This window comes from Clostridium sp. LXY-7 (genome assembly GCF_056172015.1).
Genome location: NZ_JBLLJL010000002.1, coordinates 432,176 through 454,719, shown reverse-complemented (window position 1 = coordinate 454,719; position 22,544 = coordinate 432,176). Strand labels below are relative to the sequence as shown.

The following is a 22,544-nucleotide window of genomic DNA, read 5'->3' as shown; positions in this document are numbered from 1 at the left end:
ATATGAGTATTTTAAAATTAAAAAAGGCCAACTGTAAAAATTGTTATAAATGTGTAAGGAATTGTCCTGTTAAATCCATCGAAGTTAAGGACCATCAGGCACAAATCCTAGAAAGAGACTGTATACTTTGTGGAAATTGTATTTTAACCTGCCCTCAAGATGCTAAAGAAGTTAGAAACGACTTAGAAATTGTTAAAAATTTAGTTAGAGGAGATAAAGATATTATTGCTAGTGTTGCTCCTTCTTTTATTGCAAATTATAATGTTTCAACCTTTGAAGCATTTAAGGATATATTAAAAAGACTAGGTTTTTCAGATGCCTATGAGACAGCACAAGGTGCATTTTTAGTAAAGAGTGAGTATGAAAAACTCATAGCTAAAAACACCGGAACAACAATAATTTCTTCTTGTTGTCCCACAGTAGTTAAATTAATTCAAAAGCATCATCCTAATACTCTTAGAAATTTAGCTCCTGTTTTATCCCCTATGCAAGCTCATGGGAAGTTGATTAAATCAGAGAATCCCAATGCTCAGGTGGTGTTTATCGGCCCTTGCATTTCTAAAAAAGATGAGGTCGAAAACTATCCTGGACTAATAGATATGGCTTTGACCTTTGATGAGCTCAATCAGTGGCTTGAAGAAGAACAGATTAACGTAACTAATATGAAGGATACACCTTCTGCAAAATACTTATCTAGATTCTTTCCTGTGGCTGGTGGAATAATTAGAACCATGAATATAGATACAGATTATAAATACATTCCTATAGACGGCCTAGATAATTGCATTGATGCACTGACTGAAATAGAGGAAGGGAAATTTGAGAATTGCTTCATCGAAATGAGTGCCTGCAATGGTAGTTGTGTTAATGGTCCTACAAAAGGTAAAAATAAATTAAACCTTATAAATGCACAAATAAAGGTGGAAGAACTTGCTCTTAATAGGGAAACTTCCTGTGATTATGATTTAAACACAGATATGAATCTCTATAAGGAAATTAAGAGTGAAGAGATTGTTTACCTTCCTCCTAGCAAAAGTGATATTGCAGCTATACTTAAAAAAATGGGTAGAAATAGTCTCAGTGATGAACTTAATTGTGGTACCTGTGGATATCATACCTGTAGAGAAAAAGCCGTTGCAGTATATTTTGGCAAGGCCGAAATAACCATGTGCCTTCCTTATATGAGGAGTAAAGCAGAATCCTTCTCTGACAAAATTATAAGTGCAACTCCAAATGCAATTTTAGCTGTAGATATGGATTTAAAGATTCAACAAATTAATAGAGCTGCCTGTAATATCTTTGGAATTTCTAGAAGTGAAGATATTATCGGTGTACCTGTGTCAAGAATTATGGACGAGTTTGACTTTGTCAATGTAATTTCTAAAGAGGAAGGTAGGATAAGCAAGAAGATTTATTTAGCAGAATATGAAAAATACATAGAAGAGCTGCTAGTATATGATAAAAACAGCCATGTAGTAATTTGCATAATGAAGGATATAACCAAGAAACAGTTAAAGAGAGAAAAACTTCTAGCTTCAAGAAATAACGCAAAGAATATTGCTGATAAAATATTGGAAAAGCAAATAGGTATTGTTCACGAAATCGCTTCCCTACTTGGTGAAACCACAGCTGAAACACAAGTAGCCTTAAATGAATTGAAAAACACTATGTTTGAGGAGGATGAAGACTAGTGAAAAACATATTTATGGAGTGTGGATTTGTAAGCCTCAATAAGCATGGTGAAAAAATTTGTGGAGATTATTATACCATGGTAAAGAAAGAGGATACCACCACAATTGTACTTTCTGATGGACTTGGTAGCGGAATTAAGGCAAATATCTTGGCCACACTAACTTCGAAAATTTTAAGTACCATGATGGCTGGAAATATGTCTATTGAAGATAGCGTGTATACTGTAGCAAAGACCTTACCTGTATGTAAGGTTAGAAATCTTGCCTATTCAACCTTTACAATATTTCAATTTTATCACTATGACAATAATGCTTATTTAGCTCAGTTTGATAACCCTACTGCAATTTTAGTGAGAGAGGGCAAAAATTATTCCTATTCATCCACCTGTAAGATTATTGGGGAGAAGGAAATCTATGAAAGCAACATAAAACTCCAAGTTGGAGATATGATTATTTTACTTACAGATGGCATTACTAGTGCTGGTCTTGGACGAGTTACTATAAATGGTTGGCAGCGTGATGAAATTATTAAATATATAGAACTATGGTATACCCCTAGTATGTCACCTCAGAGAATGGCCTCCACCATTGCCGATGCCTGCATGGATTTATCTCTTGGTACTCCTCAGGATGACTCAACGGTTGCAGTATTTAAGATAAGGAAAAGACAGGTAGTAAACCTTATTATAGGCCCTCCTGAGAAAAAAGAAGAGGATAATATAATACTAAAACTGTTTTTTTCTAAGGTAGGTAAAAAGATAGTATGTGGTGGGAGTACCTCAAAAATGGTTAGTAACTATTTAAATAAACCTATAAAAATAGTTACCAATTCTCAGGATGAAGAAATACCTGCCATTGCCCACATAGAGGGTGTGGATTTAGTTACTGAAGGAGTTATTACCCTTGGTAAAGTAGTAGAACTAGGTAGAAAGTACTTAGAGGATAGTAAAATTTCCCTTGATTTAGAAAATAAAACTGATGGTGCTTCCCTACTTGCAAAGTTGCTTTTTGAGGAAGCTACAGATGTAAATTTCTTTATTGGTAAAGCAATTAATCCTGGTCATGAAATAGATGGTATGAAGATTAACTCATCAATTAAGATGGAATTTATAAGAGAATTAAAAAGTCTTTTAATGAAAATGGATAAAAAAGTTAAAATAAGCTTATGTTAGGAGGTAGAATCATGAGATTATTTGATACTAATGTTCAAGCCCTTAAATATGAGGTGTTAAAAGAAGTTGCAAAGCTTGCTTTTGAAGATAATTTAGAGGGTGGAATGCTAGATATACCTAAAAAAATTGTACCAGGTCCAGAAGCTACTATGCGTTGCTGTATTTATAAAGAGCGTGCTATTTTAAATGAACGTGTAAAACTTGCTATGGGTGGAAATAAAAATAATCCCAATGTAATTGAAGTTTTAGATATTGCTTGTGATGAGTGCCCTGTCACTGAATTTTCTGTTGGTCCTGCTTGCAGAGGCTGTATTGCTCATAGATGTGAAAATGCTTGTCCAAGAGGTGCTATTTCCTTTGTTTCTCATAAAGCAGTTATAGATCATAAAAAATGTATTAGCTGTGGGAAATGTTTAAACGCTTGTCAATATAGTGCAATTATAAAAAATGTTCGCCCCTGTGAAAATGCCTGCAAGGCCCATGCTATTTCTATGGATGAACATAAAAAAGCTCATATTGATGAGTCCAAATGTATTGCCTGTGGTGCCTGTGTATATCAATGCCCTTTTGGTGCTGTTATGGATAAATCCTATATATTAGATGCCATAAAACTTCTACGTGAGAGCAATGGCGATAATAAAATTTATGCCATTATTGCCCCTTCTATTACAGGACAATTTAAAAATGCTAAGATAGGTCAAGTAGTTTCAGGACTTAAACAGCTAGGGTTTTACAATGTTGTAGAGACAGCCCTTGGTGCGGACATGGTAGCCCACAAGGAAGCTAAGGAACTGGTAGAAAAGAAATTCTTAACTAGTTCTTGTTGCCCTGCCTTTGTAGCCTACATTGAGAAAAATTTTCCTAATTTAAAGGAGCATATTTCTCATAATCTATCCCCTATGGCTGAAATAGCAAAGTATATTAAAAGAATTCACCCTGATAGTAAGGTAATATTTATTGGACCTTGCACTGCAAAGAAAGCTGAAGTTAAAAAAGATATAGTTAAACAATATGTGGATGTGGTTCTAACCTTTGAAGAGCTTCAAGCACTATTTGATAGTAGAAATATTAATCTTTCAAATCTACCAAATGATGTGCTAGATAATGCCTCTTACTTTGGAAGAATTTTTGCAAGAAGCGGTGGCTTGTCAGATGCAGTAGTAGAGGCCTTAAAAGAACAAGGAGTAACAGATTTTAAAGTCTCCCCTATTCCTTGTAGTGGTATTGAAGAATGTAGAAGTGCACTTTTAAAAGCTAGTAAAGGTGTATTAAAAGAAAACTTTATTGAAGGCATGGCCTGCAACGATGGTTGCATAGGAGGTGCTGCCTGCTTAACCCACAATCCGAAAGATAGAAGGTTAGTTGATGACTATGGCAGAGAGGCTATGGAAAAAACAATACAGGATGCAATTGAAATTTTGAACTTTGTATAGTTTTTATTATATATAAGTTCCAATTAAGTTTATACATTATACAAATAGTTATATCATAAAAATTAAATTAAATAGAACTTCATATTATTACTGTTCAACCGTTTCGAAACCTTGATTTACTAAGGCTCTATTCAAGCAAAAAGCTAAAAGACAACAACTCGCTTCACTCGAACAAGTTGTCTTTCTTAACGCTTTTTACTTTCATACAGCCCAAGTAAATCTAAGATTTCTGCAAATGGTATTCACAGCAATAATATGAAGTTCAATTCAAATAAACTGTAAAAGAAAAATCTATTTGTATTATGTAGTTTCATTATTAAAACTTATATAGTAGCTCTAATCTAGTATAAAGCTTAAGTTAGTTCCTAGAAGTGAGCAGTTAAAAGAGGTCTAAGCTTTATTTACGCCCCTATGACTAAGGTCATAAACATAGGACTGTTTTGGAGGTATCTCGTGATGAAAGATACTTTTAAAACAGTCCATTTAATTATACCCTTCTAACTAAATGTCATGAAATAGGCTATCTATCAAGTGTTTTGTAATGGAAAATACTTGATAGATAGCTATTATTATGGATAAAATTATGAAGCCAGCATTTATTATATAGTCAACCCATCTCTCAATCTCTTTTTGATTAAATATCTTTAAGCAATGAAAACATCCACACTTCTTGTCATTTTCCTCTCCTATATAATCTAAATCTCCATAAATTACTATAGTGTTAAGCAATTTGACTTTGCTGCTTATGTTATATACAATTAAATCATTGAAAAATATTGTATTTAAGAGGAGCGATGACTACATAGCGATGAACGATTGCTATATTATGTAATTGACTAATTATTTATATTAGATAAGGAGAAAAATGATGAGGATTAGATTAATGACAATAAATGATTATGAAAAAGTATATAAATTATGGTCTAATACAAATGGTATGGGAATGAGAAGTTTAGACGATTCAGAACAGGGAATATCTAAATTTTTGTTAAGAAATCCCACATCAAATTTTATTGCTTTAGTTAATAATGAAATAGTTGGAGTAATACTTTGTGGACATGATGGTCGAAGAGGATATATTTATCATACTGCTGTCAATGATGAGTACCGTCATAATGGCATAGGAAAAGCTCTGCTTGAAGCGGCATATTGCGCCCTAGAACGAGAAGGAATTACTAAGGCAGGATTAGTTGTTTTTAAAACAAATGAAATTGGAAATTCATTTTGGAAATCACAAGGTTGGGAAGAAAGAAAAGACTTAAATTATTGCAGTAAGTCTATTAACCCCAACAACATATAGAACGATATCTGCTATGTCACTGTCTTCTATTTCTTGTATTTTATAACTATCTGATCTGATTTCATATCATAGAACCAAACCTTGTGTGCTACCTGCTCCTGTTTTTGTGAAGATTAGGATGGCTGCGCTAACTCCTGCATAGGGTTTAAGTACACCACTTAGCATGGAGATAACTGCTTCTGATTTATTATTACCCCTACAACAAAGGCCTAAATTAAAACAAAGTTAATTGCTCACAGGTATCCTCTCCTTGAGAAAGCCTTTCTTTCATCGGCGCTGTGTAACTACCAGAGAGACCATATTTAGTTCTTAATAAGTTCACCATTTTGTATAACTCATCCTTATATTCCTTCCCTGCTCCTCCTCTTTTATAAAGCGCAGCTATTTTTTCATATAGCTCTGGGAAGTTTTCAAGAATAAACTCCAAATAACACTGTTTAGTTTGGCTTCTTAAATACAGAGTTCCAGGCAATACATAATGGACATCGCTCTCTTTTGCATAGGAGTACATGGCATCAATATTCTCATAAGTATCTGTAAGATAAGGCATGATAGGCATTTGATGAACCCCTACTGAAGCATTAGTTTTTCTAAACTCCTTTAGCATATTAAATCTACTTACTGAAGGAGCTGAATTTGGCTCTACCTTCAATCTTAGCTTTTCATCCATTGTAGTAATTGTGGCCACCACATTGATATAGGTTATTCTCGATAGTTCATCTATTAAATCATAGTCTCTCAAAGCAAGAGTTGATTTAGTAGAGATAATAGCTGGCGTCTTATACTTTATAAGTAGCTTAAGTATTTCAGGCATTATTTTATGTGTAGCCTCTGCTGGTTGATAGCTATCTGTTACTCCACCAATATTTATAATCTCTCTATTCCAACTTGCTGCTCTCAGTTGTTTTTCCAACTGATCTACCACATTTGTCTTAACGTAAATGTCCTCAAAAAAGCTATCACTGCCCATATATTTATTTGAATAAATTGCATAGCAATATTTACATCCATGCTCACAACCCCGATATATATTTAAATCCCATCCATATGGGATCTTTCTCTTTAATTTATTTGCTGCTATATCACAGGTAATTTGGTGATATCTTACGTCTTTACCCATATCCAACCCTCCTCCTTTAAACCCATAGTTCTTTTTTTATATGCTCTAGTAGAGTTTCTATTATTACTAAAATTTTACACAACTTTCTTTTAGAAATCAATAAAATTAATGGCACGTTTTAATGCAATATTAAAATTGGACTTCAACTTATACGTTACTATCCGAGATCATCTTTCTTTATTACTGTGTGTCTCATAATATGTCTATAATCGAATTTCCGAAAACAATACTTCCTGAAATCATAAGTGATTTTTAAGAGATCAATAGGTATATATACGAAGCACATTTAGTTGTAGCTACACTTAGGGAATATTGTTCATATCAATTATTTGCTTGTGGTGGATTTACAGGATCGGGATGGATATTGATATAAATGTTAAGCGACCGTTCTATTTCTTTTTCAGCCCAGAACAATTCGTTGTGGAGTTCAAGTAAATTTTCATCTGATGGAACTACTACATGAACAGATGCGAAAAAACGATTCGGTCCATAATTATGCAACATTAAATCATGGACACTTATAATATTCTTGTTTGCAAGAAGTATCTCTTTGATTTCACTTGCCACTTTAGGATCAGAACCCTGACCCAGCAAAGGTTTTAATGTATCCATTGTTGCCTTGAATCCGGAATACAGTATAAACAAAGCAGCTATGATTCCTGCATATCCATCAATCTGCCAATTTAGGAAATGAGCCATGAGATAGGAGAATAATGTAACTGTCGTTACAAGGGCATCACATAAACTATCTAAAGCGGAGGCATTAACAGCCACAGAGTCTATTTTTTGACCTGCATATCTGTTAAACAATCCTATACCTAACTTTACAAAAATTGAGAGGATAAGAACAATTAATGTAACCCAATTAAACACAACATTTTCGGGATGAAAGATTTTGTGTATAGAGCTTTTAATAAGTTCCAGTCCCACTATAAGGATGAAAAAAGCTACAATAAATCCAGATATATATTCAATCCTTCCATAGCCAAAAGGATATTTTTTATTGGCAGGTTTTTTAGCCAATTTAAAGCTTGCCAAGGTAATACCAAAAGATCCGGCATCCAACAAATTATTGAAGGCATCCGCAGTTATTGAGATACTGTTTGATGACAGCCCCATTATGAATTTAAAAATAAACAGTAAAATATTGCTGAGAATGCCAATCATACCAACAAACATTCCGTAGGATTCTCTACTGCTTTTCGATAAATCCTTCATATTAATTCTCCTTTCAAAAAATATTTTCATCATATCATCTGATGATTAAGAACAATTTTTTTCACCTATATGTTTTTCGCCATTTCATGTTTCATTTTATTCAAAGTATCCTGATCAATGATATGAGCCATGTAAGCAGAATATCGTGCAGATAATTCATTATCAATTGCCAGTGTCTGCTGCAAAAATTCTGAGATTATAGATTCACGGTCAAAAATATTTTGGGCTTTTATTAATCCTATTTGTGTTAAATTGATCTTTCCATATGACTCCATGATGATATATCCATTTTCTTTCAGAATTTTCATTGCCCGGCAAACACTGGCTTTGCTATGTCCTAGTATTGATGCCACATCGATGGAACGTACATCATCTTGATTCTTTGCAAGAATAAAAATTGTTTTTAAATATTTTTCTTCTGATACCCTCATCAGGCCCACCCTTTCTGAAAATTTTATATCTTCACACGTTATAGTAAGTTGTAAATATGAGACAGTCTATTCAAGATATTTTCAAGAACATTCCTTACAAATACCATAATATTTAATGCGAATATCCTCTATTTCAAAGTTGTATTCGTTATGGATTTTTGCTATGGAGTCCTTAATAAGCAAATTTTCTGCAACATCTATAATCTTTCCACAATGCATACAGATGAGATGGGGATGTATATAGCTCTTTTCATCTGTATTTAATTCGTATTTGTTGAACTCATCTTTTTTATCAAAGCTTGTAGCTATCCCCAATTCATCCATAATTTTTAGGGTTCGATAAACAGTAACAATCCCTATGTTATCATCTTTTACCTTGGCTATCTCCCATATCTCATTTATGCTTAGGTGTTTACCCAAATTTTCCACCATTACACTCCAGATAACCTGTCGCTGCTTGGTCAGATTATATCCTTTTTCTTTAAGTAACACCTCAAAATTTTTCATTAAATTCACTTCCAGAGCTATCATCTTAAGTCATTAGCTTACTTATGTTCAGCTGAATGACTATGATGATGTTCGTTATGCCTATGCCCGTGGTGATGTCCACAATGATGTTCTGAGCCATGTCCGTGATGCATTTCCTCCCCATGAGAATCCTCAACTGCTTCCAAACTTGCACACAATTTTTCAGTTAGGTTAAGCATTTGTTCTTGTTCATCCTCTGTTAAAGCACCGAATAAGGACTCTGCGAATGCATCTTTGCTTTCAGCGATTTCCTCAGCAGCTTTTTTTCCTTTCTCGGTTAAATAAATGCGCATTACTCGCTGGTCTTTATCGTCTTGTTTTCGCACAATTAGACCATTCTGTTCCAGCTTTGTCAACATCTCTGTCATTGAAGATGGTCGCACATCCAGTTGTTCTGCTAAATCTCTTTGACTGGCGCCATCATTTTGAAAAATTAGGAGCAGCAAGTTTGCTTGCCCATGATGAAGACCGCCTTTTCTGTAACCTTCTTGATGAGATGTGCGGTGTATTTGACGATTTAAGCGATGCAAAGCACGATACAAGTCATTTAAATTTGTTTTTGACATATAAAATTCCTCCTAAATACGTTATGATACAAAATTTATTAATACTACAATCTGATTTAATTAGGCACCTAACTTAATCAGATTGTAGCATCCCCTTATTCGTTTGTCAACAATTAATTTAGGTCCCTAATTAAATTAAAAGTAACACCATTTTGAATCGCTGAGTTTTTTACAGCAGTTCTTTCATGGTCATATTCAAGTAATCATTTGTATATTGCCTTGCAGTCAAAGCATCTTTTTTTTCTATTGCATTGTAAACCTCTTCGTGATATTGAATTTGTTGCTTAACTGACTCAAAATCTGAAATTACTTCTTTTAAAGAATTTTTCATGGTTACAGAAAAAGTTGTATAAAGATCTTTTAAAATACTATTTTGTGTAGCAGAAGCCATGGCATTGTGGAATTCCCAATCATTTTCAACATAGGCATCGATATCATTGGCTTTTTTCGCAAATATCCGTTTATCTAAACTACTCCTCATTTGGAGAAGATCTTTTTCTGTTCGATTCATTGCAGCTAATTCAGCAATTTGAAGTTCCAGCATTCGCCTAACTTCATAAATTTCTAATAAGGATGCACGTCTTAATCTTTGATCTAGAGGCTCACTAATAACATATTCTTTACAAACAAATGTTCCTTCTCCTTGTCGAACCTCAAGCATCCCTGAACTAGATAAGACTTTTATTGCTTCTCTCAAAGTTGAACGTCCTACCCCAAATTCATCCATCAATTCTGGTTCTGTAGGTATTTTCTGACCAGGGCTATAATATCCTAAAGATATATCTTTTTGTAATCGCTGTATTACTTGATCAACTAACTTGTGTGGAGTCATTTTACGTTTTTTATTCATCAGATCATCACATCTCCTATTTTTAATATATAGTCTACTTATTTATTTGTCAATAATGATGCTGGTATTACCCCTCCTAGGAAAGAAAAAAATGTTAAGAAATACAACTTATCCGAAGATAGTGAGTTGTTGTATTTCTTAACGATTTTTTTAGTAATAATATGAAGCTCAATTTTACTTATTTCTTTAAAACTCCATGCTTAATTAAATTGAACTTATTAATTAAATCTTCTCTACATTGTTTTTCATCAGATTCACTATTAAAAAATATTACTATTTGATTCATCAATATAGTCATCAATATATTCTTAATACACATTAAATCAGAAGAACTCTTTATGTTTAAATTGGTAATATCAATAATTTCACTTAAATCACATAGGTTTTTATTAAACTCACTTAATTTAAGGAAACTTAAAAGATGATTAGCTAATTTAATGTTCATATTAGAAAATGTGGTTATTATGAACTCTTTATATTCACTATGCATACTTTCAACTGTAACAAAATCATATAATAATAATAAAGTTTCAAATACATCATATTTTTTCTCTTCAATATTCTTAGTTAGTACTTCATATGACATTAGTCTAAATCCCTCTAAAATATATAGAAAAAGATCTTCTTTATTTTCAAAATATAAGTAGAAACTACCTCTTGAAATTTCAGCGTCCTTAATAATTCTGTTTATAGATGCATCATAAAAGGAATGTTTACTAAATTCATTTCTGGAAGCCGTTATTATTTTGTCTTGTTTTTCACGTGATAAATTAAAAAATGTTTTAGTAGGCATAATTTTATTCTCCTATCTATATATTAAAAATTATCTATAAGGCATCTGAAAAAATAATTATTCAGTTCTTAAGGAATCTACTGGATCTAATTTAGCCGCTTTATTTGCAGGTAAAAGACCTGCTAGCATACTTATAATAGTACTTGTACTTATTCCTACAAGAACATAAATCCCAGTTATATTTACTACTTTCATATCAAAAGCTTTAGTTGATCCCATATTTACAACTAGTGATATTAAAAAAGCAGCAACTATTCCGATTATACCACTAAGCAACCCAATTAAGAAAGCTTCTGAAACAAATATTCTCTTTATATCTTTACTTCTTGCACCAATTGCTCTAAGCAATCCAATTTCTTTAGTTCTTTCAACAACACCTATATATAATACAACCAGTATCATAATTGAAGAAACTAATAGAGATATACCAGCAATTCCTGCTAAAACAATTGTTAATATGTTAAGCATTGTTAGCATTTGATCTCCCATAATTTCTTGAGTAGAACCAGTATAGCCACGTTCTGAAATAATAGATTTGATTTCACTTGCATCATTTTCATTATTTGCAACAAGATAAATTGTACTTGGCTTTAATTCAGAACCAATTTCTTCAAATAAAGTTTCTAAATCTTCATAATTTATATAAGCCATTTCATTAGAAGATGCCATAGGATCATCACTTCCAGTAGTATATATACCACTTACTAGGAAATCTCCCTTAATTATTTGTCCATTAATTATAGTATTTAAATTCACCTTTTTACCAATAATATCTCCACCAAGATTATCAGCAATTTTTCTATTTACTAAAATTTCATTTTCCCCTGGCTTCCTACCTTCTTCTATATTATCATCAGTGACATTAGATGACATGCCATTTAGCATCATTATGTCGCTTTGTTTATCTTCATATTTTAAATTGTTAGAGCCATCAATTGAAGTGAAGCTAAATCCACTTTCTACAGAAGTTACACCTGCTATAGTAGATAGTTCATCAATATTTTCTTTTTCAAAAGGTGTTTTTTGTCCCATCATAGCTTTCATAGCAGCTGATGGATCATCAGGATCTGCTTTAACAGGCATATTAACTTCAACAACCAACGGATTCATAAAACTATTAACCATATCACTAAAGTATGATTTAAGCCCATTTCCTAAGGATAACATTAAGATTACACTCATTATACCAATACTTACACCTACTGATACTAAAATATTTCTGTTTAGCTTTTGCTTCATGTTATTAAAAGCTAACTTAATAGCAGAGAAAAAGCTAAGGTTTGATTTATTCTTATCTATAGTTGTTTTTTTAATAGTAGCTTTCTTTATATCAATGCCTTTTCTATCACCAATAATTTTACCATCGGCTATCTCAATTATTCTACTAGAATGTGAAGCAACTTTTTCAGAGTGAGTAACCATTATAACTAGCTTACCATTTCTAGCTATTTTCTTTATAATATCTAAAACTTGTTTAGTGGTTTCAGAATCTAGAGCTCCAGTTGGTTCATCAGCTAATATGATTTCAGGATCATTAATTAGGGCTCTAGCTATAGCAACTCTTTGTCGTTGTCCACCTGATAATTGGTTAGGTCTTTTATATATATGTTGTTCTAGCCCAACTTCTTTTAAAGCCTCCTTAGCACGTTCTATACGCTTTCCCTTATCAACATTAGATAAAGTCATTGCAATAGTTACGTTATCAAGTACAGATAGATGAGAGATTAAATTACAACTTTGAAAAACAAATCCTATTCTATTTTTTCTATACTCATCTAATTCCTTTTCAGTAAATTTACCTATATCCTTACCTTCTATTAATAATTCACCATTAAAATGAGAATCTAAACCACCAATTAAATTCATCATGGTAGACTTACCACTACCAGACTCACCAATGATTGATACTAGTTCACCTTTTTTGAAAGAAACATTAATATCTCTTAACACGTGAACATTTTGTTCGTCTTCTAGCTTGTAATACTTATTGATATTTTTTAAGTTTAATAATTCCATATGCATACTCCCTTTCATTTTTCATTAGTTTATATGACAACTTGTCATGAAATATAATATACATGACAGGTTGTCATATGTCAATAAATAATATATGTATAGATTGTAACTTAGTGTTGCCAGTTAATCTCTTCCATATAGAAATACCATTTCCTTCAAAAGAAAGAAAGCCTTTACCTATACGAAAGCTTTCATGCTGACTAATTTTAAAAAAAGTAACAATGGATGAATTATATCCATTGTTACTTTTTTGTAACTATATTAAAACTTTACTCTTAGGTTTATTTCAAATCTCCAAAATCTACTCTTTGTAAAAAGCTCCTTAAGCAGGAATTTTCACACTGATTAAACACATAATCTGAAGTTCCATCCACCTCTATTTTTCCCTTATGAAGAAAAATAACCCTTGTGGCAAAGTGCTTAATGGCATTAATTTGATGAGTTACTATTAGCATGGTTTGTCCATCTTTTGCCAATTCGCTTATAGACTCAAATACTTCATGGGCAAGCTCTGGGTCTAAAGAGGAAGTTGGTTCATCAAAAATCATAATTTCAGGCTCCATAGCTAATGCACGTGCAATGGCAACTCTCTGCTTTTGTCCCCCTGATAGATTATTAGGATATTCATCTATCTTATCTATCATATGTACCTTCTGTAGCAGTATCTTAGCCTTATTCATTGCCTCCACCTTACTTATACCTTTAACAGTTTCACAGGGCTTAGAAATATTTTCTCCCACACTATAGTGAGGAAATAAGTTAAAGTTTTGAAATACCATTCCTATGCTTCCGTTAGTGCTTTTAACGCCTTTTACAGAGTTATTATTTATTAAAATCTCACCCTGTTGAATTTCTTCAAGTCCAACAATACAGCGGACTAAGGTACTTTTACCAGAACCACTTGAGCCAATAATTGCCACAACTTCCCCCTTATTAACCTCTAAATTTAATCCATCTAAAACCTGTATCTTATCAAAGGATTTTTTTATGTTCTTTACCTGAATTAATTTATCCATACAGATAGCCTCCTTTCTAACCATCGTGCTAAAAAGGTGACTGAATAAGTCATAATGAAATAAATTACTGCTAAAGTAATATAAATCTCAAAAGGATGATAGGTTTTAGCATAAATTTGATTTCCTAGCTTAGTCATTTCTATAATTGGCAGTACTGATATTAATGATGTTTCCTTTACCATGGAAGAGAATCCATTCATAAATGAAGGAACTGCAACTCTAAGAGCCTGTGGTAAAATAATGTGCATTGTGGTCTGTAGGCTATTATACCCAAGAACTGAGGCTGCTTCATATTGACCTTTATCAATAGACAAAATAGCCGCTCTCACTACCTCTGATAAATAAGCACCACTATTTACTCCTAGGGTTACTATAGATGCTGTCATAGCACCTACCTTTATTCCAAAGGATGGTAATCCATAATAGATTATAAATAGTTGAATTAGTAGGGGTGTTCCTCTAAAAAATTCAACGTAAACTGCCAATAAAAATTCTACAATTTTAGGAAGCTTTTTAGTACGCAAGCTACCCACAATAATTGCTAGGATAACTGCTAATACAAAAGCCCCAATTCCAACTTTTAAAGTAATTCCTGCTGCCTTTAGTAGCATTGGAAAATATGGAGTTATAATTGAAAAATCTAAATTTGTCATTTATTATACTTCCTATTATTTAATTGATAACCATTGAGAAACAGCTTTTTCATAACTGCCGTTACCCTTTGTAGCTTCAATTGCTTCGTTAATTTTATTAGTTAATTCCATTGCATCTTTTTTAGCTACAACTACAACTCCACTATTTTGTATTGGATCATTAATTATTTTTATATTTGAATTTTCCTTTGCTTGAGTAGCTGCATATGCGATTCCTACTACCACTGCATCAATTCTACCATTTTCTAATTCTGAAAAGGCATCAGAGTTTCTGTTGTAAGGATTGATAGCAGTTACTTTAATGCCCATGCCTTCAAGTTTGTTTGCAGCTTGCTCTGCAGCACTACCTGTTTGAACTCCTACGGTCTTACCTTTTAAATCTTCTTTAGATTTTATTTCACTTTCATCTGCTCTTACTGCTATAATATCTCCAAGCTCATAATATTCCTTACTTAAACTTACAGCATCTGTTGCAGCAGTTGCCTCATCTGGTGACATGGCAGACATTATAACATCGAATTCTCCATTATTAAGACCTGCAATTAACCCTTCCCATGGTGTATTTATAAATTTTGCTTTCACTCCTAAAGTTTCTGCCATAGCTGTTGCTAGAGTTGGATCAAAGCCTTCAATTTCTCCACTTGCATTAATACTTTCAAAAGGTGGATATTCAGGACATAATCCTATTTTTAACTCTCCACTTTCTTTTACTTGAGTAAAGGATTTGTCTCCCCCATTACTCTCTTTTTCTCCATTATCAGTACCTCCCTTTGCTTTACATCCAACAAATAGACTTACTGATAGCCCCATTACCAATAGTGAGCTAATTAATCTTTTCATTTTCATCCCTAAAACCTCCTAAAGATATAATTTATATACACTATTTCTAGCATATTTCATTAACAATGTTTTCTATACACTCATCAGGAGTTGCTTCATTTACAGCAACAAACTTTAAGTTTATATGCTGCTCTTCTAGCATTTCTTTAAATACTTCCATCATGACTCCTACTTCTGAAACTTCCCCAAAGGTTTTAATTTTCTCTGAAATTCCATAAGCTTCACCCATCTCTCCACCCCAGTTGCCACTGCAAGTGAAGTTTACTCCACAGGATGGACTACCATCTAACCCAATAACTCCTGCAATTTCATATCCATTATTTAAAAAATCTATTACCTGATGCAAAATTGGAGTTAATTGGATTCGACAAGCCTCTTTAAAATGTGGATGATCTAACTGCTCCTTAACTTGTCCCCATCGTCTAATACCACATACACTTTGTTCTACACAAGGCAGTTGAATGATTCCATACCCTTCCTCTAAAATATGGGTAATAAGCTTTATAGACCCAGCAGAAACAGTGGCTATTCCATGAACCTTAGCATTTACATTTAATAAGCAATGTGACATTAAAACCATTTTTTTGTTACGTTTCAACAATATTCCCTCCAATGCATTTTTATACTGTAATTCCTTTTTAAGCGTATCACCCTGTATATTTGTAGTCAAATTCGAAATAGCTATAGATTCATCATAATCTATAGCTATTCATATTTAATAAAATTTATTTAATAATTTTTATTGGTATGAAATTTTTTACGAAAATTTAAGTTATGCGAAAAATATTAATAGCTAAATGTGTCAGATAAAAAAGATAGTGATATGCCATTGCATATCGCTATCTTTTTTATTTATCTATATTTCTTACTGACGGAATGATTAAATTCAAACATCCAATGAATAAAATTAAAATTCCCGAAATGAAGAACCAATGGTTTATTCCAACTTTATCAGCAAATAGTCCAGCTAATCCTAAACCAATTGGTGATGCAAGGCTCATCAAACTCCCAGATAAAGAGAAAACTCTCCCTAAATACTGAGGTTCTATTTTGGTCTGAAGTAATGCCATAAAAGGTCCGTTGTATAATGGAGCTGATAATCCCATTAATCCTGACATGATGGCAAAACCAATGAACTGGCTTGGTTTAAAAATTCCACTTATGGCCAAAGTTAATCCAAGTCCCATATAAGCTAAGAACATTGAATGAATTTTATTTTTAAATCCACCCCATTTTCCTAATATCAATGAACCAACTAACATCCCAACTGCAAAAAGTGTTTCAACGACAGCGGCGTGAGCACTGGTTCCATTAAAATAATCTAAGCTCATTAATGGAAATAGAGAAGCTATTGGTAGGAATACCACGGAAAACAATGCTCCTATAAATAAAATCTCTAACATCCCTTTTACATTCTTTAAGACTTTGAATCCTTCTATTGATTCTTTAATCAAAGATACTTTTTCAGTTGGCTGATTTTCTACTTTTGGAATCATAACCATTAATAAAGTAATAATTCCTGCAATGGCCCCAAGTATATCAATACCAATAATAGCACTGATTGGTAAAATTACATAAAGTGTACCTGCTAATACAGGACTTAGTATAAAAGAAACCGATGTTAGTGTTTGTGAGTATCCTGCACATTTCGTTAACATTTCTTCCGGCACAATCAATGGTGTTACTGCTTGTAACGATGGCTGATGAAAAGCGGTTCCAACAGATCTTACAAATAATCCAGCAATAATCATCCATAGTGGTAATGATTGGCCAAGTCCTCCAATTGCTAATACAAGAGCTACAAGAGCAATGATTCCATCCGAAATAATCATAATCTTTTTACGATCAAAGCGATCCACTAATACCCCAATAAATGGTCCTAATATGGCTTGCGGTAAGAAACCAGCAAGGGTAGCAATTGCTAAAATGGCAGCTGACTTGCTTTGTGCCGTTAGATACCAAATCAATGACATCTGAACTACAGCACTAGTAAATTGTGATATGGCTTGCCCAGCATAAATAGTAAAAAAGGTTTTTTTCCAATTATCTTTATTCATTTGCATCTCCTTTCAAGATAAAATTTTAAGTAACTATAATAATTTCAAATAAAAATAAAATAATGTTAATAAAGCATGTAATTATACCATTAACCTGCACTCTATATCAATGGCATTCTCAAAAAATATACCTGTGATTTATGAAAATACTATGTCCATACACTAGTCTTTACATGAGAAAAGATAACTCTATTTTTAGGGTTATCTTTTTACTTTATGGCTTTGTTTTAAATGGTTGTTGATTTTAGAACTACATATTATTGCGAAACAAACCATTTAAAACAAAGCCTACTTTATAAATTTTAATCACAACATATATATTTAAACATATAATAAAGTAAGAGCTAATTATCATAAGTTACTTATTAGAACTATTAGTATAATGGTGAATCCATATATTAATTATCAAAATTGATACTTCTCTGTACTACATTAAGAACTGACAGATTCTCCTTTAGCTAAGCATTATTTTTGATATTTATAAAACATCTATTTCTGGCGGGTGATTCTTTTACAGAGTCACCCGTTGTCCTTTAGTTTCTTTTTCACATTCTCAATCCCCTATGAAAATCAATAGATATTATACTAATCCTACTATATTAATTCTAAATACCTACTGCTATTTATTCACTTACGCTTAACCCTATTCTCCAACGTTTTTTAGTATCCATTGCTGAGTAATATAGGTGATATCTATCCTCTATCTTTATCATAGAAGCCCTATACAGCATTCCATTATCAAAAGCATTCCAACTTGTAGAATAACTCATAATTTTCTTTAAGGAATTAAAATTAATTCCATCCATTGAAATACTATAATATAAATTTTGTCTATTAAATTCCTTCCCAAAATATCCATTAAGCACTATCTCATACCCTATATCTGTCTTTATTAAATCTTGATGCCAAATTTTAAAGTTCTTATCAATATTTTTAAAATTACACTTCACCACTTTAGAAAAATCTTTCCAATCAACAGTTTCAGTATAATATAAGTTTCCATTATAATTTGAAAACCAAACTCTGTACCTTCCATTCTCATAATTTATTACTGGAGATAAATAATCATAGTTTTCACCTAAAGTATTTTTATCTAAAATCAACTGTTTATTGCTCCAAGTTTTACCATTTAGACTTTTAGTTACATATACCTTACTTTCATAATTATTAGGTCCCTTCCCATCCTTATTCCCTGGATTATATCTAAAATACACCTCTAAATAATTATTAGAAAAACAAAGATGTATATCAGAATAATGCCCTCCTCTTGACACATCCTCTGGAACAAATAAAGGTCTATTAATTTTATTTGAAATTTTAAATTTTATTCCGTCATTACTAACTAGAATCTGAGGATTTTCAAAATAATCATTTCCATAAGGATATGGCGTTATACCCATCCAATACTTGTATCCATTCCATCCTTTATCAAAATATAATACTTTCGGATGAACCGCTTGATTACTTCCATCATAGGTAGGTGTATTTATAGGCTTTTTTGCATTTTTAAATGTTTTATTCCAAAGATCTACCTCTACCGTATTTTCACCATTTAACCTCTTCACCTTATTGTCCTTTGCATAAACCCCATATGTGGTAGCAACTACTACTAATACAAATATCAGTAATGCAGAAAACCATCTCGTGTATTTTTTACCCATAACACCACCCCTAAAGCTTAATATCACTTTATATTTCACCTAAAAATACAAATCTTACTCCTCTTCTATGTAGGGATTCTATTTTGTTTTTTATTCCATTTACAGTACTTTTCCCCCCTTGTCCTCCTACATGTCCAATAGCAATAGCATATCCTTTTCCTTTTGCAATATCATATGCTTTTTCTAAAGATTTCTCTACATTTTCTTGAGTAGATATATGATCTAAAAATACATCTCTTTCATAATACTTTATACCCATATCAATACATATATCCTTAACTACAGTTTTATCAGAAGTCTTAGAGTTTAAGAAGAACATATTATTTTCTTTAACTACCTTGAGCACAGACCTCATAACTCTTTCATCCCTTGTTGCCTTAGATCCCATATGATTATTTAATCCCTTAGCTCCCTTAACCTCTTCTAAAGCAGCTTTAACTCTGCTTTCGATTTCTTCATCAGATAAATTAGTAGTTATGAATTTTTTATCTAATAAAGTTTTATTCCCATTGTTAGGTTCCATGGGCATATGAATGATTACTTCTTTTCCCTTTTTAATGGCTAATTCTGATACCTCTTTAGATCTCACCTCGAAGGGCATCACTGCTGCAGTTAGCGGAATATTTAATTCTAGCATCTCTTTGGTACCTTCTGCATCATATCCAAAATCATCAATTACTATAGCTATTTTAACTTCTTTTTTCTCATCTTCCTTAGCTTTAACAAACATACTATTATTTACAAAGCAAATAATAGCTATCAATAAAATAAGAACAATTCTATACTTTTTCATATGTTTTCTCCTAATCTTTATCATAAATTTAGTACTAGTATGTGATTTCCTCCTTAGTTTATGTTTAGATATTAGAGGCTAAATCAATTAGCCAATTTTTATAATCAAATTCAACTAACTCTTATTTGTTTTAATATAGTGTTGATAATAGATTTAAAGATAATCTCACAATAATATTGCTTAGATTCAATTTAAGGGAAGTCAATTAAGACTTCCCTTAAAATTAGGCTGTTTTTCCAGATTGTTTTAGTTCTTTTGAAAGATTATGAAGTTCTATCATATTTAGTAATGTATTTTTTTGTTGCTGTGTTAAAGTATAATTAAAAGATCTTGTATCACCATCAAATTTAATTAATGCATTCTTTGCTTTTCCTAATTTATTTAGATTCTCTAATAGATTAGGATTCAAATCTGAAGTAATATCTAATGTATCAAATACATCATATGAAGGTATTTCAACCCATTCATTAACTCCAGCACCAAATCTAACTCTACTACTTCTATCAAATGACTTAAATTTTATTTCAAATACTTCATCATCAGCATTACACACAATCTCCTTCATAAAAATCCAATCTTCTCTATTAAAGCCTGCTAACAATTTAAATACATCAGAACCTATTTCTCCCCTCAAGTAGGGAAAAAATATAACCCCATTTACTGGTATATCCAACGCATCACCATATGGTTTAGGCACGTAAGTTATATCATTAGAAACTTCATCTTTATATTTATTAACATAAGAAAGTAATTCATTTTTTCTACTTTCTTTTTGTTGTGCTATTAATTTTTCCTGTTTTTCTTTCTCACTCTTGTACAAATTTAATTTATCACTTATTTCTTTGTCATTATTGAAATATTGCGTTATTGTTTCAAGTGAATTTATGGCCTCATCATAATTTTTTGATTGAAATAACTTTTCTGATAGCTCAGTCTGCTGCTTCTTTAGTTCTGGTAATATTTCTTTCAACTTTTCTTGTACTTCATTGTAATTACTATCATCCTTTATTACTTTTCTAAAATCCAAAGTTGCAGCATAATAATCCTTATCTTTCAAAGCCTCCGTAGCATTATAATATGAATATCTCGAATTTCCAAGGTTAGTTACATAACTCTTGATTGAAGTAATTTCATTAGCACCTACATTATACTTTACCATGTTACTTAAAATACTTACTTCATTAGTATGATCATGCTTTTTAGTATCTTTAATATAGCCTTTCTTAATTTCTTCAGATTTATCAATAAAATACTCTTTTATAGAATTATTCAGCCTCTCTTTTTTGGATTTACTTGAGCTTTTAATCACATCAGAATAATATTTTTCAGCTTTCGAATATTTTCTGTCATTAAATAAACTTTTAAATTTATAGACCTCTTTATTATAACTATAAAATAAACCTGTAACTACTGCTATTATAAGCACTGATATTATCGTTACTATAAATGTTTTATTTTTAAAAGGAACTTTACTTATAATCTTATGAAAAAAAGTATTTTTATTCTCCAATTCTATATTATTTTCTTCCTTAACAGCAATATTTTTATCCATTTCATTATTATCGGTAACCTCAACATTTGTTTCATCTAACTTTGTCCCACATTTATTACAAAACGCACTTCCTGAAGCATTTTCAGTATTACACTTTGGACATAACATGTTAAACCCTCCCCTTTTATTTTCATGAAACTTAATTACACTCTATTGCCCATAATACTATTAAATTTATCCATAAAATAAAATGTATTACTATATTATATATATTAATAATAATTATACAAAATTAGTTAAATAATTACAATCATCCATAAAGAGACCTTAGCGTACTATAATGTTATCCGGAATTGAGGCTAGTATTCCGTATGGATTCCCTTCTTCGTTTGGCATAGGAGGCATATTCCCGCCAAACAAGTCAGTGATACCTTTCAAATTCTCTGATTTGAGCCAATCAATAACAGGTTCCATGGCTTCATCTTCAGGTGAAATATTGACAGCAATATGATATACTGCTGTCATATGGTGAAGCATAATAAAACTTACTTGGATAAGGAGGAATGTCAATGTTAAAGGTAATTGCAGAGGATTTCATCAAAGAGGAATATCTTGATATTGTTGCACCAATGTACGCCGAATTGGTTGCTGCCACAAAAAAGGAACCTGGTTGCGTAGAGTACAATCTTTTTGTTGATGAAGATGATAAAACTCATTTTATCTTTATTGAGGAATGGGTAGACCATAAAGCGTTGGACGCACATTGCGCATCGGAGCATTTTACACGCCTTGTTCCTCTAATTAACCAGTACCAGTATAAAGAAGGTACCGCGTTGTTGATGAAATCATTTTAATTAAACATATCGGGAATTGGTTGCACAAACGCCGCAAACCTTTAAAGGGATGCGGCGTGG

At 32.0% G+C, this 22,544-nt stretch carries 22 protein-coding genes; 5 read left to right on the top strand and 17 right to left on the bottom strand.

Going from position 1 to position 22,544, the window contains the following annotated elements; translation table 11 throughout:
• The first annotated feature begins 2 nt into the window (after positions 1 to 2).
• The 3 genes from ACI48Q_RS09255 to ACI48Q_RS09245 are packed head-to-tail and all read left to right on the top strand — an operon-like array spanning position 3 to position 4,296.
• The gene (locus ACI48Q_RS09255; RefSeq protein WP_474918796.1) at positions 3 to 1,691 is read left to right on the top strand and encodes a [Fe-Fe] hydrogenase large subunit C-terminal domain-containing protein; all 1,689 of its coding nucleotides are present in this window, start codon (positions 3 to 5) and stop codon (positions 1,689 to 1,691) included.
• Complete coding sequence (locus ACI48Q_RS09250) at positions 1,691 to 2,863, top strand: SpoIIE family protein phosphatase (RefSeq protein WP_474918795.1); 1,173 nt, start codon at positions 1,691 to 1,693, stop codon at positions 2,861 to 2,863. The genes ACI48Q_RS09255 and ACI48Q_RS09250 overlap by 1 nt, the downstream gene beginning before the upstream one ends.
• Positions 2,864 to 2,874: 11 nt before the next feature.
• The gene (locus tag ACI48Q_RS09245; RefSeq protein ID WP_474918794.1) at positions 2,875 to 4,296 is read left to right on the top strand and encodes a 4Fe-4S dicluster domain-containing protein; all 1,422 of its coding nucleotides are present in this window, start codon (positions 2,875 to 2,877) and stop codon (positions 4,294 to 4,296) included.
• Between the two features lie 501 nt (positions 4,297 to 4,797).
• Here the strand turns inward: ACI48Q_RS09245 and ACI48Q_RS09240 are convergent.
• Positions 4,798 to 5,025: a hypothetical protein gene (locus ACI48Q_RS09240; RefSeq protein ID WP_474918793.1), complete on the bottom strand. Its 228-nt coding sequence runs from the start codon at positions 5,023 to 5,025 to the stop codon at positions 4,798 to 4,800.
• 139 nt (positions 5,026 to 5,164) lie between these two features.
• Between ACI48Q_RS09240 and ACI48Q_RS09235 the strand changes: the two genes are divergently transcribed.
• Entirely contained in the window at positions 5,165 to 5,596 is a 432-nt protein-coding gene (locus tag ACI48Q_RS09235; RefSeq protein WP_474918792.1) for a GNAT family N-acetyltransferase, read from the top strand.
• 214 nt (positions 5,597 to 5,810) lie between these two features.
• Here the strand turns inward: ACI48Q_RS09235 and ACI48Q_RS09230 are convergent, their stop codons facing one another.
• The 16 genes from ACI48Q_RS09230 to ACI48Q_RS09155 all read right to left on the bottom strand — a co-directional run bounded on the left by ACI48Q_RS09230 (position 5,811) and on the right by ACI48Q_RS09155 (position 21,798).
• Positions 5,811 to 6,716, bottom strand: coding sequence for an SPL family radical SAM protein (locus tag ACI48Q_RS09230; RefSeq protein ID WP_474918791.1), 906 nt, complete (start codon positions 6,714 to 6,716; stop codon positions 5,811 to 5,813).
• Between the two features lie 321 nt (positions 6,717 to 7,037).
• Positions 7,038 to 7,934 (bottom strand): cation diffusion facilitator family transporter, encoded by an 897-nt coding sequence (locus tag ACI48Q_RS09225; protein ID WP_474918790.1) that lies wholly within the window; start codon positions 7,932 to 7,934, stop codon positions 7,038 to 7,040.
• A 65-nt stretch (positions 7,935 to 7,999) separates the two neighbouring features.
• Positions 8,000 to 8,365, bottom strand: coding sequence for a metal-dependent transcriptional regulator (locus tag ACI48Q_RS09220; protein ID WP_474918789.1), 366 nt, complete (start codon positions 8,363 to 8,365; stop codon positions 8,000 to 8,002).
• Positions 8,366 to 8,446: 81 nt separating this feature from the next.
• The gene (locus tag ACI48Q_RS09215) at positions 8,447 to 8,872 is read right to left on the bottom strand and encodes a Fur family transcriptional regulator (RefSeq protein ID WP_474918788.1); all 426 of its coding nucleotides are present in this window, start codon (positions 8,870 to 8,872) and stop codon (positions 8,447 to 8,449) included.
• 38 nt (positions 8,873 to 8,910) lie between these two features.
• Complete coding sequence (locus ACI48Q_RS09210; RefSeq protein WP_474918787.1) at positions 8,911 to 9,459, bottom strand: MarR family winged helix-turn-helix transcriptional regulator; 549 nt, start codon at positions 9,457 to 9,459, stop codon at positions 8,911 to 8,913.
• Between the two features lie 169 nt (positions 9,460 to 9,628).
• The gene (locus ACI48Q_RS09205; protein WP_474918786.1) at positions 9,629 to 10,309 is read right to left on the bottom strand and encodes a FadR/GntR family transcriptional regulator; all 681 of its coding nucleotides are present in this window, start codon (positions 10,307 to 10,309) and stop codon (positions 9,629 to 9,631) included.
• A 178-nt stretch (positions 10,310 to 10,487) separates the two neighbouring features.
• Complete coding sequence (locus ACI48Q_RS09200; RefSeq protein WP_474918785.1) at positions 10,488 to 11,102, bottom strand: TetR/AcrR family transcriptional regulator; 615 nt, start codon at positions 11,100 to 11,102, stop codon at positions 10,488 to 10,490.
• Between the two features lie 57 nt (positions 11,103 to 11,159).
• Positions 11,160 to 13,118, bottom strand: coding sequence for an ABC transporter ATP-binding protein/permease (locus ACI48Q_RS09195; protein ID WP_474918784.1), 1,959 nt, complete (start codon positions 13,116 to 13,118; stop codon positions 11,160 to 11,162).
• A gap of 281 nt (positions 13,119 to 13,399) precedes the next feature.
• Entirely contained in the window at positions 13,400 to 14,134 is a 735-nt protein-coding gene (locus tag ACI48Q_RS09190) for an amino acid ABC transporter ATP-binding protein (RefSeq protein WP_474918783.1), read from the bottom strand.
• Positions 14,122 to 14,787, bottom strand: a complete 666-nt coding sequence (locus ACI48Q_RS09185; RefSeq protein ID WP_474918782.1) for an amino acid ABC transporter permease — start codon at positions 14,785 to 14,787, stop codon at positions 14,122 to 14,124. Before ACI48Q_RS09185 ends, ACI48Q_RS09190 begins: the two co-directional genes overlap by 13 nt.
• A gap of 15 nt (positions 14,788 to 14,802) precedes the next feature.
• Positions 14,803 to 15,633 (bottom strand): transporter substrate-binding domain-containing protein, encoded by an 831-nt coding sequence (locus ACI48Q_RS09180; protein ID WP_474918781.1) that lies wholly within the window; start codon positions 15,631 to 15,633, stop codon positions 14,803 to 14,805.
• Between the two features lie 40 nt (positions 15,634 to 15,673).
• Positions 15,674 to 16,225 (bottom strand): CD3072 family TudS-related putative desulfidase, encoded by a 552-nt coding sequence (locus tag ACI48Q_RS09175; RefSeq protein ID WP_474918780.1) that lies wholly within the window; start codon positions 16,223 to 16,225, stop codon positions 15,674 to 15,676.
• 250 nt (positions 16,226 to 16,475) lie between these two features.
• Positions 16,476 to 17,684, bottom strand: a complete 1,209-nt coding sequence (locus ACI48Q_RS09170) for an MFS transporter (RefSeq protein WP_474918779.1) — start codon at positions 17,682 to 17,684, stop codon at positions 16,476 to 16,478.
• Positions 17,685 to 18,307: 623 nt separating this feature from the next.
• Positions 18,308 to 19,345 (bottom strand): hypothetical protein, encoded by a 1,038-nt coding sequence (locus tag ACI48Q_RS09165; protein WP_474918778.1) that lies wholly within the window; start codon positions 19,343 to 19,345, stop codon positions 18,308 to 18,310.
• Between the two features lie 28 nt (positions 19,346 to 19,373).
• Positions 19,374 to 20,138, bottom strand: a complete 765-nt coding sequence (locus ACI48Q_RS09160; RefSeq protein WP_474918777.1) for a divergent polysaccharide deacetylase family protein — start codon at positions 20,136 to 20,138, stop codon at positions 19,374 to 19,376.
• 223 nt (positions 20,139 to 20,361) lie between these two features.
• Entirely contained in the window at positions 20,362 to 21,798 is a 1,437-nt protein-coding gene (locus ACI48Q_RS09155) for a zinc ribbon domain-containing protein (RefSeq protein WP_474918776.1), read from the bottom strand.
• A 401-nt stretch (positions 21,799 to 22,199) separates the two neighbouring features.
• Between ACI48Q_RS09155 and ACI48Q_RS09150 the strand changes: the two genes are divergently transcribed.
• Positions 22,200 to 22,484, top strand: coding sequence for a putative quinol monooxygenase (locus tag ACI48Q_RS09150; protein WP_474918775.1), 285 nt, complete (start codon positions 22,200 to 22,202; stop codon positions 22,482 to 22,484).
• The last annotated feature ends 60 nt before the right edge of the window (positions 22,485 to 22,544 follow it).

Coding starts and splice junctions, on each gene's coding strand:
- ACI48Q_RS09225 (WP_474918790.1), bottom strand. CDS start 7,934: ATGAAGGATTTATCGAAAAGCAGTAGAGAATCCTACGGAATGTTTGTT.
- ACI48Q_RS09220 (WP_474918789.1), bottom strand. CDS start 8,365: ATGAGGGTATCAGAAGAAAAATATTTAAAAACAATTTTTATTCTTGCA.
- ACI48Q_RS09170 (WP_474918779.1), bottom strand. CDS start 17,684: ATGAATAAAGATAATTGGAAAAAAACCTTTTTTACTATTTATGCTGGG.
- ACI48Q_RS09235 (WP_474918792.1), top strand. CDS start 5,165: ATGAGGATTAGATTAATGACAATAAATGATTATGAAAAAGTATATAAA.
- ACI48Q_RS09215 (WP_474918788.1), bottom strand. CDS start 8,872: ATGAAAAATTTTGAGGTGTTACTTAAAGAAAAAGGATATAATCTGACC.
- ACI48Q_RS09230 (WP_474918791.1), bottom strand. CDS start 6,716: ATGGGTAAAGACGTAAGATATCACCAAATTACCTGTGATATAGCAGCA.
- ACI48Q_RS09185 (WP_474918782.1), bottom strand. CDS start 14,787: ATGACAAATTTAGATTTTTCAATTATAACTCCATATTTTCCAATGCTA.
- ACI48Q_RS09155 (WP_474918776.1), bottom strand. CDS start 21,798: ATGTTATGTCCAAAGTGTAATACTGAAAATGCTTCAGGAAGTGCGTTT.
- ACI48Q_RS09245 (WP_474918794.1), top strand. CDS start 2,875: ATGAGATTATTTGATACTAATGTTCAAGCCCTTAAATATGAGGTGTTA.
- ACI48Q_RS09195 (WP_474918784.1), bottom strand. CDS start 13,118: ATGGAATTATTAAACTTAAAAAATATCAATAAGTATTACAAGCTAGAA.
- ACI48Q_RS09255 (WP_474918796.1), top strand. CDS start 3: ATGAGTATTTTAAAATTAAAAAAGGCCAACTGTAAAAATTGTTATAAA.
- ACI48Q_RS09205 (WP_474918786.1), bottom strand. CDS start 10,309: ATGAATAAAAAACGTAAAATGACTCCACACAAGTTAGTTGATCAAGTA.
- ACI48Q_RS09150 (WP_474918775.1), top strand. CDS start 22,200: ATGTTAAAGGTAATTGCAGAGGATTTCATCAAAGAGGAATATCTTGAT.
- ACI48Q_RS09200 (WP_474918785.1), bottom strand. CDS start 11,102: ATGCCTACTAAAACATTTTTTAATTTATCACGTGAAAAACAAGACAAA.
- ACI48Q_RS09190 (WP_474918783.1), bottom strand. CDS start 14,134: ATGGATAAATTAATTCAGGTAAAGAACATAAAAAAATCCTTTGATAAG.
- ACI48Q_RS09165 (WP_474918778.1), bottom strand. CDS start 19,345: ATGGGTAAAAAATACACGAGATGGTTTTCTGCATTACTGATATTTGTA.
- ACI48Q_RS09210 (WP_474918787.1), bottom strand. CDS start 9,459: ATGTCAAAAACAAATTTAAATGACTTGTATCGTGCTTTGCATCGCTTA.
- ACI48Q_RS09160 (WP_474918777.1), bottom strand. CDS start 20,138: ATGAAAAAGTATAGAATTGTTCTTATTTTATTGATAGCTATTATTTGC.
- ACI48Q_RS09180 (WP_474918781.1), bottom strand. CDS start 15,633: ATGAAAATGAAAAGATTAATTAGCTCACTATTGGTAATGGGGCTATCA.